Here is a 13846-nt window from a genome sequence, read left to right as displayed (position 1 = left end):
CCTGATTCACGCAAATTAACAGCTATTGTGACTGAAATTTTACCTATGTAAAGAAGGCCATGAGAATTGGCGTAATAAGACTCAGTACGAAGCCGTGAACAATAGCAGCAGGGACAATTGAAACCCCACCACTGCGTTGTAAAACAGGCAGTGTAAAATCCATTGATGTTGAACCACAAATGCCAAGAGCGGTTGAGCGGTAACGGTTAATAATAATTGGAATAAGCATGATTGCAGCAAGTTCCCTTGCTAAATCATTGAAAAAAGCAGCGCTCCCCATGACTGGGCCATAAGCATCGGTGAGGACAATCCCTGTTAATGAGTACCAGCCAAAGCCAGAAGCCAGCGCTAACCCCATTTTCACGGGAAGGTCTAGTAAGAACGCGGCTAACGCACCACCCGCTAATGCACTGACCGCCATGACAAACGCAATGGTTGTACCGCGGCGGTTGATTAAAATTTGCTTGATGCTCATGCCACTGTTACGTAGCTGGATACCGACGAGTAATAGCAGTAGCATTAATGCCAACTGGCTCCCTTTGTCGGCATAGTGCAGAAAATCAAAATGAGTTAGGCCAACGACAAATCCGAGTAGTAACACTCCGCATAACTGTAAGGATTCGAGTACCATTTTGATTCGTGAAGGTGGTTTTTCTTGTTTATGTTGCGGAATTTTCCAAGGATCAAATTTATCCAGCAATAACAGTGAGATTACATTCAATGAAAATATGCAACCAAAAAAGGTAACTGCATAAATTAAAATAGAAAATAAGTGAACACTTAAATTTTCAAGAAGTGCGAGAGTAATTCCCATTAAAAATAAAATAACATACACCATTGAATTCAAGGATTGGTGTACTCGATGGAGAATTTGCTTGTTTTTAATAGGAATAAGATAACCAAGCGTTAATGGTAGAAGAATAATTAAGAGTCCTGAATACATGGCCGCATCCTTAGAGGTTATCTCATCGACTAGCTAAATATAAACAAAGGGTTATACAATTTTATTTATTTAGGTTATTGAAGTACAAACCCGATTTAACGCCCCGTGCTAAAAGTTCTTTTTGTTATAAAATGTTTTTATTGGCTAACTAATAAAAAATAGGTCAAAAACACTAAAAATAAAAGTTTTACTATTTTATAACACTGCAATTAGATGCTCAACATAGTTTGCTATTTTGCTATGAAGAATTTTTATTTTACATACATAGTTATAGTAATAAAGAAGGTTAATCGGTAAGCTCTAAATATTGTTCTTTAGTATATCCAATTGACGGAATCACCCGATATGTAATGAAAACTAATAATATTTAGGGTGAACTAAAAATATTCCAAGGAGAGTGATATGTACCTGGAACGTGTGGAAATATACGGATTTAGAGGGATTAACCGCCTTTCATTAGAACTGAATAACAGTACAGTTTTAGTTGGCGAGAATTCATGGGGAAAGTCGAGCTTACTTGATGCACTTGACCTTCTTCTTTCTCCTGAACATATAGATTACCAATTCAGTCTTCATGATTTTCACTATCCCGCAGGGAATGATGAGTCACGTTACCGTTCATTGCAGATAGTCTTAAAATTTTGTGAACGCCGCAAAGGGCGTCATCAATCCTATCGTTTTCATAACTTAGCCTCAGTTTGGGTAGATAACGGTGATGACCTTAAACATATTTTTTATCGTGTTAGTGCAGAACTTAAAGATGATGACACGATAGTTGTCGATAAAAGCTTTTTAAATGCAGGTGGTAATAAACTTTCATTGGACAACGTCGGTAAATATATTAAAGAAATTATTCGGTTGTATCCTGTTATTCGCCTTCGTGATGCGCGTTTTTTACACTCACTTAATCCAGAAACGATTGTTTCAGGGCAAAAAGAGGTACGTGACTTATTTAATGCTCGTATTAAGGAACTCACTAGCGCATTGGTCAACAACCCTGAACGCTTAAGTGATGAAGATCTCTGTGATGGGGTTGATGCCATGCAACAGTTGCTTAGCCATTACTTCTCTGGGCAAAGCTCCCATATTATTCGTTCAGATAATTCAATGGTTAAAATAGAACCGCGTAAACGCGGTTGGAAAGCGCTTGATAATATTAACCGGTTAATTGCCAAACCAAATCAACGTAATATTCGGTTAATTATTTTAGGGATGTTTTCTTCTTTATTACAATCAAAGGGTAATATTCATTTAGATAAATACGCTCGGCCATTGATTATTGTTGAAGACCCTGAAACGCGTTTGCACCCAATTATGCTTTCCATTGCATGGGGCTTATTTAGCTTATTTTCTCTACAGAGGATCACCACGACGAATTCAGGGGAGCTACTTTCATTAGCGCCTTTGGAGGATTTATGTCGTCTGGTTCGTAATACGAATAAAGTTTCAGCTTATCGTTTAAATGAAAATGATTTGAGTGCTGAAGAATTACGTAAAATTTCTTTCCATATTCGCTTTAATCGTCCGTCAGCCTTGTTCGCTCGCTGTTGGTTATTAGTTGAAGGGGAAACTGAAATTTGGCTGATGAATGAATTCTCGCGCCAGTGTAACTATTACTTTGAAACAGAAGGAATAAAAGTTATTGCATTTGCGCAAAGTGGTTTGAAACCACTGCTAAAGTTTGCCAATAAAATGGGAATTGAATGGCATGTTTTAACTGATGGTGATGAGGCAGGGCGTAAATATGCGGCAACAGCGACGCATTATGCTAATAAAATTAATTCCTCAGATAGGGATAGGCTAACGATGCTACCCGCACCAGATATGGAACATTTCCTATATCGTGAAGGGTTTCGAAAACTTTATCATGAAATTGCTGATATTCCAGATAATGCGAAAGTTTCAACAAGGCGAGTGATTATTAAGGCGATCTCTCGTACATCGAAGCCAGATTTAGCGTTAGCAACTGTTAATCGGGCGGCTGAGTTAGGTCCAGATAGTATCCCTCTACAGTTGAAAAGTATGTTTTCTCGTGTGGCATGGTTGGCAAGGGGTAAAGCAAATTAATGGTGATATCGATAAATTTTACGGGTTGTTGATGGATTATTGAGAAATCCCACTCTTAGGTTTATCTCATGTTGAATCAATTGATAACTTAAGTGATATATAATTTGATCATTAGTTTTTAGCTGGCAACAAATTGGAAAGTCACCTCCTTTTACAAGTTGTCAGCGATCTTAGAGGGCAATGCCCTCTTTTTGTTCATAGGAAGCGAATAAACATGAAGGCAAAGCCTAAGAAAAAGTGGCCGATTTATTTGGCAATCATTATTGTTGCCCTAGTCACTGCTGGGTTTCTTTTTAATCGTGAGGAAGAAGAGGTTTTTCAAACCGTAGATGTCACTCGAGGCGATTTAGATAAACAAGTGCTGGCAACGGGAAAACTTGACGCTGTACGTAAAGTCGATGTGGGGGCTCAAGTGAGTGGGCAACTACAAACTCTGTATGTCAAAGAGGGTGATTATGTTAAAAAAGGTGATTTATTAGCCGTTATTGACCCGAAAAAAGCCCAAAATGATGTGACTGAGTCTGAAGCGATGACTCGTGAACTTGAAGCGAATCTATCATTAGTTCAAGCGGAACTTCGCCTTGCTCAACTGACTTATCAACGTCATTTAAGCCTAGCGAAACAGCAAGCCGTTTCCCAACAAGAGCTTGATAAAGCCAAAACTGATGTAGAAGTGAAAAAAGCGCAAGTTGCCACTTATCAAGCGCAAATTAAGCGTAACCAAGCCACTTTAGATTCGGCAAAAACAAATTTGAAATACACTCAAATTACGGCTCCAATGGATGGCATTGTCACCTTTATTAAAACATTACAAGGGCAGACGGTTATTGCTGCTCAGGAAGCACCAACGATTTTAACACTTGCGGATTTAGACACGATGCTAGTAAAAGCGGAAGTTTCTGAAGCCGATGTGATTTATTTGGAGCCTGGGCAAGATGCCTCGTTTACCGTCTTAGGCGCTCCAGATAAAAAATTCTCAGGGCAACTAAAAGATATTTTACCAACACCTGAAAAAATCAATGATGCCATTTTCTATTATGCGCGCTTTGAGGTACCCAATCCGCAACATTTATTGAAATTACAAATGACCGCTCAGGTCACTATTGAATTAGAGTCACGTAAAAATGTTCTGTTACTACCGCTATCTGCATTAGGCAATGAAATTTCACCACAAACCTATGAAGTGGATATCCTTCAAGGCAATAAAGTCGAGAAAAAACACGTTGAAATTGGTGGTCGAAATGATGTGTATGTGGAAATTACCAAAGGCCTAAATGAAGGTGACAAAGTGGTCATTGGCCATAGCGAGACGGAATACTAACTATGTCTGCGTTAATTGATCTTCAAGGGATCACTCGCCGCTACGGGGAAGGCGAAAACCGAGTTACAGTCTTAAAAAATGTCTCACTGCAAATTAATGCAGGTGAGATGGTAGCGATCATTGGTGCTTCTGGTTCAGGTAAATCCACGCTCATGAATATTATTGGGTGCTTAGATAAACCAACTGAAGGGAATTATTTCATTGATGGCCAAAGCGTTGCAACGTTAGATAACGATCAATTGGCAGAACTGCGCCGAGAGCATTTTGGCTTTATTTTTCAACGTTACCATTTACTGAGTCATTTAAGCGCGGAACAAAATGTTGAGGTGCCTGCGGTGTATGCAGGGGAGGGTAAAAACCAACGTCGTGAGCGAGCAGCCCAGCTATTACAGCGTCTAGGGTTAGGGGAGCGAGTTGATTATCGTCCAAGTCAGTTGTCTGGTGGGCAACAACAGCGCGTGAGTATTGCTCGCGCTCTTATGAATGGTGGGCAGATAATTCTCGCAGATGAGCCAACAGGAGCACTGGATAGCCATTCGGGGGAAGAGGTCATGAATATTTTAAAAGACCTCTGTGCCCAAGGGCATACCGTAATTATTGTCACGCATGACCCTGAAATTGCTCAACAAGCGGAACGTATTATCGAAATTAAAGATGGCGAGATTTTGAATGACTCGGGTAGCAAAGCCACGAAACGAACAAATTCATTACCAAAAGCTCCCCCACGAAAATTCTCTTTAGCTCAGGCGTATGGTCGGTTTAGTGAGGCCTTATTAATGGCTTGGCGTGCCATGGTCGTTAATAAGATGCGTACATTGCTGACTATGCTGGGGATTATCATTGGCATTGCGTCGGTGGTATCAATAATGGTGATCGGTGATGCTGCTCAAGGTATGGTCCTTAATGATATAAAATCAATCGGGACGAATACCATTTCAATTTATCCAGGGGAAGACTTTGGGTACGATGATGCAAAAAATCGTCAGTCCTTAAGAGCCTCAGATATTGATGCATTAGCAAAACAGCCTTATGTGTACGCGATTTCTGGCGAGCTCAACCACTCAACACGCTTAAGAAAAGGGAATGTTGACGCTTCGGCACAGCTCACCGGTGTTGGTCGGGATTATTTTAATGTTTATGCCTCTAAATTTTCAGAAGGTATGAGTTTCACGCAAGATATGGTGGATAAGCGCGCACAAGTGGTGGTTATTGATGCCAATACTAAGCGCCGCTTTTTCCCTAAACAAGAAAATGTTATTGGCGAAACTTTGCTCATTGGTAATATGCCTGTAACGGTTATCGGTGTGCTTGAAGAGAAAAAATCGACTTTTGGTTCGAGTAAGTCGCTATCGGTTTGGTTACCGGATACTACGGTGAATAGTAAAATTCTGAACCGTCCATACTATGAGAGCTTTGTTGTTAGGGTGAAAGATGGTTACGATGCGAAAACGGTAGAACAGCAACTGACCCGCTTACTCACGTTGCGCCATGGTAAAAAGGATATTTTCACCTATAACCTTGACACTTTTGTAAAAACAGCGGAAAAAACCACCCAGACTATGCAACTGTTTCTAACATTAGTCGCGGTTATTTCGCTGGTGGTTGGTGGTATTGGTGTGATGAATATTATGCTGGTTTCTGTTACCGAAAGGACGCGAGAAATTGGTATTCGCATGGCGGTAGGGGCTAGGACTAGCGATGTGATGCAGCAATTTCTTATCGAAGCCGTACTAGTCTGTTTAATGGGCGGGTTGATGGGGATTGGCCTATCGTATGGGATTAGTTTATTGGCTCAAATGGCACTACCAGGCTGGACTTTTTCTTTTGACCCGGTGGCATTAGTCAGTGCCTTTGTTTGTTCAACAGCCATTGGCATTATTTTTGGCTTTTTACCTGCTCGAAATGCAGCTCGCTTGAACCCAATTGATGCGTTGGCGAGGGAATAAATTGTTCGTATAAAGCTCTCCATGCACATTTATCAAAATAGTGCATGGAGCATTATTTATATATTATTTCAGTACTTTAAGTAATGCTTGCATATATCCCATCGCATAAGCCATACCTGCGTGCCATGGCGCATCACATGACATTTGTGGCGTATGGTCAGGGATTAATACACCTGTATAATTATTTTCTTTTAATATTGTTAATACCTTCAACATATCAATATCGCCCTCATCAATGAAGGTTTCATGATAGTGTGGCACTTTACCTTTAACGTTCCTAAAATGGACGTATGCCATCGCATCTTGACTTGCATATTGTTGTACTGCTTCGTAAACGTTGCCCTCAGACATTTCGGCAATGGTTCCAAGACAAAACTCTAGCGCATTTGATTTACTTGGTTTTATATCTAGTAATTTTTGATATAAGTGAGGTTGATTGACGAGCCTTGGCTGGCCTCTGACAAACTCTAGTGGAGGATCGTCTGGATGAGCAGCTAGGCGAACGCCTGCTTCTTCAGCGACAGGGATAATATGGTTTAAGAACCAGGTTAACCTTTCCCAGAGTTGCTCTGTTGTTGTTTCAGGACGATAACCAGCACTATGGTTATTGATTTTCATATTCCATGCCATATTATCCGGCATTGGTTCTAGAATGTCTTCATTGATGCCAGATAAACCAACAGTTTGAGCACCTCCTCGTGCTTTGTTTTCGATAACTCGCCCTGCGACTCCTGCCAGACTGAAATTATATCCAAAGACAGGAATACCTGCTTTCCCTACATTTCTAATAATGTTTTTGACGACTTCAAGCTGTTCTAATTTTTTAGGGCCGTCAAACAAAATATCATCCCAGTGGCAAGGGTCGAAATTTTCAATTGCATAAAATGTTAAGCCAAACTCTTGCATCCGGTCACGGATTTTTATTAGTTCATCTACTGTCCAGACATCACCAACAGCCGTTCCCCAGCCATCATTATCGCCAATTGGCTGGTCGCTACGTGAAAATCGTTCATTACTGTTAAAGTAGTCGACCATATGAACAACGATATGAGTTGCTCCACATTGTTTTGCAAAAGCATAATGTTCATCATTAAGCATATGTCGATATAAACCAAATCCTAGTTTCATAATTATTAACCTTTTAATTTGAAAATTTCTTAGTTAGTGAGATTTAGTGGTTTTACATATAATGCGACACTGATTGCGCCAACAATACCGATTCCACCTGCCACAAAAAATGCGATGCTATACATTCCAGACCATTCAATGATATAGCCTGTAATAATAGGGCCTAAAATTCCGGCAACATTTGCCATTGCGTGTACAAATCCACCAACCGCACCAATATTATTTTTTGCAACGGTATCTTGTAGAATTGCCCAATAGGTTGTAGCAGATAAATATAAGAAAAATATTCCGAATGCCATGAGTGCTACGGCACTTTCAACACGAGTAACATTACCGACAAGAAAGACAAGGATTGCCGATATTCCTAGACAACTAACCAACACGATTTTTCTGGAGAATAATGGTTTATTTGTTTTCTTTAAAACAAAGTCACAAAGTATTCCCCCTAGAGCCATTCCAATAGCACCTAATAGCCAAGGTATAATACTTACTATACTCATATCTTTTATACTGAGATTTTGAACATTAGATAAGTAACTTGGAAACCATGATAAAAAGAAAAATAAAATATAATTCAAACTGAAGAATGCAAGAGTTGTTGCTAATATAGTCGGACTCTTTATATAAAAAGATAATGGTTTAGATATAGTATTTGTGGTTTTTGATTCTACATTATTATCGTCAGATAAAATATATTCTAATTCTTCTTTTGATATTTTTTTATGTTGTTCCGGTTTATCTTTAGCTATTTTTAACCACCCAATTAGCCATATAAAGCCTATTGCAGCAAGTATAAAAAATGCAACACGCCAACCAGTTGTAATTATTAATATTCCCATTATAGGGCCAGCAATAGCTCCACCTATTGGATTACCAGCAGTTGCTATACCTATAGCAGTAGCAACTTCTTTTTTAGGGAACCAGTTATTAACCATTTTATTGAGTGTTGCTGCAAAGGGGCCTTCAGCTGCACCAAATAAAGTTCGGATAATAAGCATAGAGATAAAACCAACAGTTACCCCGATCATGCCGCAAAAGATAGACCAAAGAGCCATACTTACGGCAAAAACCTTTTTGGGACCATATTTATCTGATGCGTATCCGCCAATGAAATTAAATAAAGCATATCCAATAGAAAAACTACTGAAAAGTATACCCATTTCACTTGGTGTTAAGTTTAAATCTTTAGAAAAAACAGGAGCTGCAATAGCAAATGCAGAGCGATCCATATAGTTTATCATTCCTCCAAGAGAAATAAATAAAACTAAATTCCATCTTATTTTTTTAAACATAAATCACCTTTGATATAATGATATGTTTATTATTAAATTTAATAAGACATATCTATTTTTATGTTTATCACATGACGCCAAATTTATTATATGCTTCTACAGCACCCATTCCATTTGCTATTTCTTTTTGTACTTTATTCTCCATTTTTTGTTTTTCAAATGCATTTGCAATAACGTAAGACTCTACATTTTTAGGAATAATTAATACGCCTTCTTCATCGGCAACAATTAAATCACCTGGTTTAATTAAAATATTATTGATTTTGATTGGAACTCGATAATCTAATACTTTACCTCTTATTTTTTGATCTTGAGCATAACTACCTAATGAAAATACAGGGAAATCAAGTTCTAGTATTTCTCTCTTATCTCTTGAATAGCCATAAATAATAGCGCCCGCAGCGTTAAGTTTTTTAGCTCTTGTCGACATTAATCCACCCCACAGGGCGTAATTATGCGAAGAACCGGAAGCGATATAAACTTCACCTTCCTTTAAGCTATCTAGTGCTTCAAACATAATACCGAAATCTTTATTTCCTAATGGCCCATTAGATGTAACGTCAGGCGGTAACATGTAATCAGCTTCTAGTACAGGCATTGCTCGACCTACAATCTTCATATCCTCAGATAAAGGTTTGAGTATAGGAGGTAAGAACTGATGGTGTAATCCTATTTCATCTAAAATATCCCCTAGAAGAGCTACGGGTAATTCCTTTTTAATCTTGTCAAACAAATCATTATCTTTATTCATTTCATATTCCTATGTATCTAAGGTCTTAATCTTACTGTTTGGCTGTCAACCTGTCATACAGGCTAGCAGTATGGCCTTAATATTAAAAGAGGGTTAATATAGGTTTTGTGATACGACTCTAGTTTTATTATTGTTTTAATCACAGGAAGATTATTTTTTGATTTTAAATCAAATGGATATTGCTAATTTTGGGGGTTAGATTGCATCCTTTAATTGAAAAACAAACACTTTCAGAACAAGTTAGAAGCTATGTTCTATCTTTAATATCTCAATCAAATCTAAATCCAGGTGATGAAATACCAAGTGAAAAAGAGATTATTGAACGTTTAGGGGTGAGCAGGGGGGTGGTTAGAGAGGCTTTTCAAAGCCTTTCTATATTAGGTATTTTAGATATTAGTAGTGGCAAAAAGCCTAAAATACAAAAAATTAACTCAAACCCGTTAGAAACTATTTTTAACCATGCCATTGTGACTCAGCAGGTTAATTATCAGCAAATCTTAGGCCTTCGACGTGCGATTGAAGTTGATTCTGCAGTGTTGGCTGCAATGCATGGAAATAAAAATGATTATATCAAGTTAAGAAAAATTGCAGATAAAATGAGGAAATCCTTGTTGAGTTCTAATGATTGGGATTTGTTCATTGAGAGTGATATTGATTTCCACTTAACATTAGCTGAAATGTCACAAAATCCGTTATATGCATTGATGCTAAAAGCATTAAGAGGCGCATTAGGTGGTTCTATTTCAGCTGGTTTATTAAACCAAAACAACCATGATGAACATAAAAAGATCATTGATATTCATTTTGATATTTTAGAGTCAATTGAAAAACAAGACTTTGTGGCAACTGGGTTAAAGATGGATACTCACTTTAAGTTAACCATGGATAGTTTTTAGATCAGCCACCCATAATAATTTTTCTTAGTGAGATTTTTGAGTGGCGAAGGATAAGCTAAATTCCTTCGCTCTACTTTCTGTGTAACTCAGCTTTAAGGTCAATTATCAATATGTGAATCATCTGCTTGTAAATAATTTGATTTAGGGATAGTCCCATTTTTCGGAACCAAGTTCCTCAATTAAATTCTGCTAATTAAATGCGTTATTTTTAACTCCTTCATTTCCCGATAATATTTTTTTCAGTCTGTATATTCCCTCGTTTCTTAAAATATTTCATAATAAAAAACTGTCTGAAAAGATAAATTCTACTTGCGAATTGGTATCGATCATGGATATGATTTGCCTTGTAGAATAAATGAAACCTAGTTCCATATAATGGAACTTATAATAAAGCCAGTAAAAAACTAAGCAAAGACAACCACACAGCAGGTGCGATATGGCGAATAAAGCAGGTGAAGATTATTCTTTGGCTCGGGTACCCCAAAGTGCTCGTAGGCCGTTCTATGAAGTGTTAATTCTACGAATTGGCGCACTAGCTTGTGTTTCACAAGTTATGTTAGGTGCGGCTCTTGGGTATGGGTTAACTTTTTGGCAGGCGTTTTGGGCAACGATGCTTGGATCTGTAATTTTACAGGTTGTCAGCTGGGGGCTTGGAGCGGCTGCGTGCCGCGAAGGAATGTCAATCAGCCTACTGTCTCGGTGGGCGGGTTTTGGTAAGTTAGGCTCAGCACTCATTGGTGGCGCAATTGCTATCTCCTTAATGGGCTGGTTTGGCGTCCAAAATGGTTTCTTTGCGGATGGAATGTATAAAGCGACTAATGTGCTAACACCAGGGACTTGGTCACTTATTACAGGTATTGCGGTGACGGTTATAACAGTATATGGGTATCGATTTTTATCTATTACTGCCAATATCTCAACGCCGCTATTTTTATTCGCGTTAGGCTGGGCGACATATAATTTATTATCAGGTCAAGATATTGGTACGCTTATTAATGACACTGAACCCGCCGGGCCATTAATGACTATGCCTGCGGCCATCACAATGGTTGCTGGTGGTTTTATTATTGCAGCAGTGACAACACCCGATATCAGCCGTTTCATGAAAGGGCCTAAAGATGTGTTTTGGATGACGCTTATCGGCACATTTTTTGGTGAGTTACTGGTCAATATGATAGCGGTACTAATGGCGCTGTCATTACGTACAAGCCAAGTATTTGATTTAATGATGGCGCTGACAGGCCTATTAGGTGCATCGATTGTTATCTTCTCAACAATAAAAATGAATGATATCAATTTGTATTCATCATCGTTAGGTTTTTCAACACTGTTAAATGCCATATTTAATAAGCGTTTTGACCGTCGTTATTTAACGTGGGTGATTGGTATCTTTGGCACAATCGCTTCAATGTTAGGGATCTTAGATAACTTTATCGGTTTCTTAATTTACTTAGGAATAGCCATTCCTCCTGTCGCAGGGATTATGGTTGTTGACTATTACTTGTTAAAACGTGATCGCAAAGAACTAGATATCACTCGAGAGCAAGGCATATTACCACCGAGTTGTGAAGCATATAACCCAGTAACACTCGTGGTGTGGGTGATCGCAGTACTGGTTGGCTGGGGGACATCAGAGTTAGGTCCGCTACATGCAGACTACGGTATCCCAGCGCTTAACTCTTTGATTACTGGTGCAGTTGCTTATTGGATAGGCATGCGCTGGCAGGCGAAAGCGAGAGGTGTTGAAACGGTACACTTTCGCAAAGTCTCTCATTTAGATTAAGGATTAAACAATGTCAGGTACAAAAGTTAAAGTTGCTCTGGCTCAGTTTGATTCAGAACTTGGCAATAAAACCAATAATTTACAACGCATGGCACAGTTGTGCCAACAAGCCGCAGATTCAGGGGCAAAACTGATTTGTTTCCCTGAGCTGGCGACAACGGGTTATCGTGGTGACTTACTGACCACTAAGTTGTGGGATTTAAGCGATTCCATCGGAAGTGAAACTTATACGCTATTTAGCGAACTTGCTACTCGTTTAAATATCACTATTGTTAGCGGTTTTGTTGAGCGCGGTGAATATTTAGGCGATATCTATAACTCTGTCGGTGTTTGGAACCCGGGGTGTGAGGGTATTAGTGGTGTTTTTCGTAAAGTTCATGCTTTCGGCATAGAAAAACAATGGTTTGGACGAGGTGATAGTTTCCCTGTGTTTGAAACGCCGATCGGTAAAATCGGTATCATGATTTGCTATGACATGGGTTTTCCAGAAGTCGCACGAATTTTAACATTACAAGGCGCGGAATTGTTATTAGCCCCTTCAGCTTGGTGTGTTCAAGACCGAGATGTGTGGGATATTAATAGCGCCTGTCGAGCACTAGAAAATGGAACTCACTTACTTGCAGTGAACCGTTGGGGTCATGAAGAAGATCTGCATTTATTTGGTGGTAGCAAGGTTTTAGGTCCTCGCGGCCAAGTACTTTGTGAAGCGAGCTGTGAGGGCGAAGAGCTATTAATCGGTGAGGTTGATTTTTTAAACCAAGCCCATACACGTTTAAAAGTGCCTTATCTGAGAGACAGAAAGCCACAAAGCTACAGTGTATTAACCCAAGGTTTAGGGTCATGAGTATTTTATCTAGCGTGGTTGATGTTTACCAATTGTTCTTACGTTCAGGTAATGAACTGACGGTGACAACGTTGGTTAATGAATTAGGTATGCCAAAAAGCTCGGCCTCCCGTCTTTTAAAGCAAATGGCTGAACTCGGATTGCTGGAAAAGAAAAACAATGCACCGATATATCGACCTGGTTTGCTGATTATGGAATTAGCTCATCGGGCTAGGGGGATGAACCCGCTAATCGATATGATGCTTGAAGCACTTGATGAACTTGCGAAAGATAGCGGGTTTACCAGTTATGTCTCAGCACTTGATGATGATATGGTTCGTGTTGTTCATGCACGTTTTGGTAATAGCATGCTGCAAGTGATCACTCAACCGGGTACCCGCTTACCCATACTGGGAACGTCAACGGGGCGTGCACTATTAGCAAGGTTACCGCTAAATGAGCGGTCAAAAATTATTGACCGTGAGCCAAAAGAAGAACGGGGTAAATTAGTTGAGCGTTTGGACTTAGTGGCAGATCGTGGCTGGGAATTTTCGATGGATGAATCCGTTGCCGGAGTCGCTTCCATATCCAGCACGGTGTTCGACCCTGCACAAAATACGTTATATGCCTTGTGTTTAAGTTTGCCTGCTGCACAAATGAATGATGAGGTTATGGTGCAGTTATCTAAGAGCCTTTGTCATAAAGCCGCTTATCTTGGGTGTATGGTGGGTGACCCATATTGGTTGCAAAAAAGCATGAATAAGTCATGAGCTTATTTCATGTTATAAAAGCAAAAAGTAGTAAGTAGTTGAAGTAAGTAGTTGAAGTAAACAGTAAATTATAAATATTTAATATTGTTAGCATTTTAAGTGCGTGAATACGCCTTCATCAGGAAA

Annotated in this window: 11 protein-coding genes; 7 read left to right on the top strand and 4 right to left on the bottom strand. The window is 39.2% G+C overall.

The genetic code is table 11. From position 1 onward, the window contains the following. Window positions 1-43: 43 nt before the first annotated feature. Complete coding sequence (locus FVA72_RS15265) at window positions 44-943, bottom strand: lysine exporter LysO family protein (RefSeq protein ID WP_004256402.1); 900 nt, start codon at window positions 941-943, stop codon at window positions 44-46. Window positions 944-1345: 402 nt separating this feature from the next. Between FVA72_RS15265 and FVA72_RS15260 the strand changes: the two genes are divergently transcribed. The 3 genes from FVA72_RS15260 (at window position 1346) to macB (ending at window position 6277) form a co-directional block, all read left to right on the top strand. Continuing rightward, window positions 1346-3010, top strand: coding sequence for a DUF2813 domain-containing protein (locus FVA72_RS15260; protein ID WP_094960662.1), 1665 nt, complete (start codon window positions 1346-1348; stop codon window positions 3008-3010). Between the two features lie 214 nt (window positions 3011-3224). After that, window positions 3225-4331 carry a macrolide transporter subunit MacA gene (macA, locus tag FVA72_RS15255; protein WP_094960663.1) on the top strand — a complete coding sequence of 369 codons (1107 nt, stop codon included), beginning with the start codon at window positions 3225-3227 and terminating at the stop codon, window positions 4329-4331. Window positions 4332-4333: 2 nt separating this feature from the next. Then, complete coding sequence (macB, locus tag FVA72_RS15250; RefSeq protein WP_110591391.1) at window positions 4334-6277, top strand: macrolide ABC transporter ATP-binding protein/permease MacB; 1944 nt, start codon at window positions 4334-4336, stop codon at window positions 6275-6277. A gap of 63 nt (window positions 6278-6340) precedes the next feature. On the opposite strand, the gene FVA72_RS15245 is transcribed toward macB, so the two are convergent. The 3 genes from FVA72_RS15245 to FVA72_RS15235 all read right to left on the bottom strand — a co-directional run bounded on the left by FVA72_RS15245 (window position 6341) and on the right by FVA72_RS15235 (window position 9448). Next, window positions 6341-7405 carry a mannonate dehydratase gene (locus FVA72_RS15245; RefSeq protein ID WP_004256393.1) on the bottom strand — a complete coding sequence of 355 codons (1065 nt, stop codon included), beginning with the start codon at window positions 7403-7405 and terminating at the stop codon, window positions 6341-6343. Window positions 7406-7434: 29 nt separating this feature from the next. Continuing rightward, window positions 7435-8697, bottom strand: a complete 1263-nt coding sequence (locus tag FVA72_RS15240; RefSeq protein WP_094960665.1) for an MFS transporter — start codon at window positions 8695-8697, stop codon at window positions 7435-7437. A 67-nt stretch (window positions 8698-8764) separates the two neighbouring features. Continuing rightward, complete coding sequence (locus tag FVA72_RS15235) at window positions 8765-9448, bottom strand: RraA family protein (protein ID WP_110591392.1); 684 nt, start codon at window positions 9446-9448, stop codon at window positions 8765-8767. Window positions 9449-9648: 200 nt separating this feature from the next. Here FVA72_RS15235 and FVA72_RS15230 point away from each other — a divergent pair, with 200 nt between their 5' ends. The 4 genes from FVA72_RS15230 (at window position 9649) to FVA72_RS15215 (ending at window position 13720) form a co-directional block, all read left to right on the top strand. Beyond that, window positions 9649-10344, top strand: coding sequence for a FadR/GntR family transcriptional regulator (locus tag FVA72_RS15230; protein WP_036957917.1), 696 nt, complete (start codon window positions 9649-9651; stop codon window positions 10342-10344). Window positions 10345-10780: 436 nt separating this feature from the next. Continuing rightward, window positions 10781-12127: a purine-cytosine permease family protein gene (locus FVA72_RS15225; protein WP_004256368.1), complete on the top strand. Its 1347-nt coding sequence runs from the start codon at window positions 10781-10783 to the stop codon at window positions 12125-12127. 10 nt (window positions 12128-12137) lie between these two features. After that, window positions 12138-12971, top strand: a complete 834-nt coding sequence (locus tag FVA72_RS15220; RefSeq protein ID WP_004256366.1) for a nitrilase-related carbon-nitrogen hydrolase — start codon at window positions 12138-12140, stop codon at window positions 12969-12971. Beyond that, window positions 12968-13720, top strand: coding sequence for an IclR family transcriptional regulator (locus FVA72_RS15215; protein ID WP_004256362.1), 753 nt, complete (start codon window positions 12968-12970; stop codon window positions 13718-13720). Before FVA72_RS15220 ends, FVA72_RS15215 begins: the two co-directional genes overlap by 4 nt. Window positions 13721-13846 lie beyond the last annotated feature (126 nt).

Source organism: Providencia sp. PROV061 (genome assembly GCF_011045655.1).
In the GTDB taxonomy this organism is placed as follows: domain Bacteria; phylum Pseudomonadota; class Gammaproteobacteria; order Enterobacterales; family Enterobacteriaceae; genus Providencia; species Providencia hangzhouensis.
The sequence above is the reverse complement of the archived record's forward strand: the minus strand, read 5'-3'. Positions and strand labels throughout refer to the sequence as shown.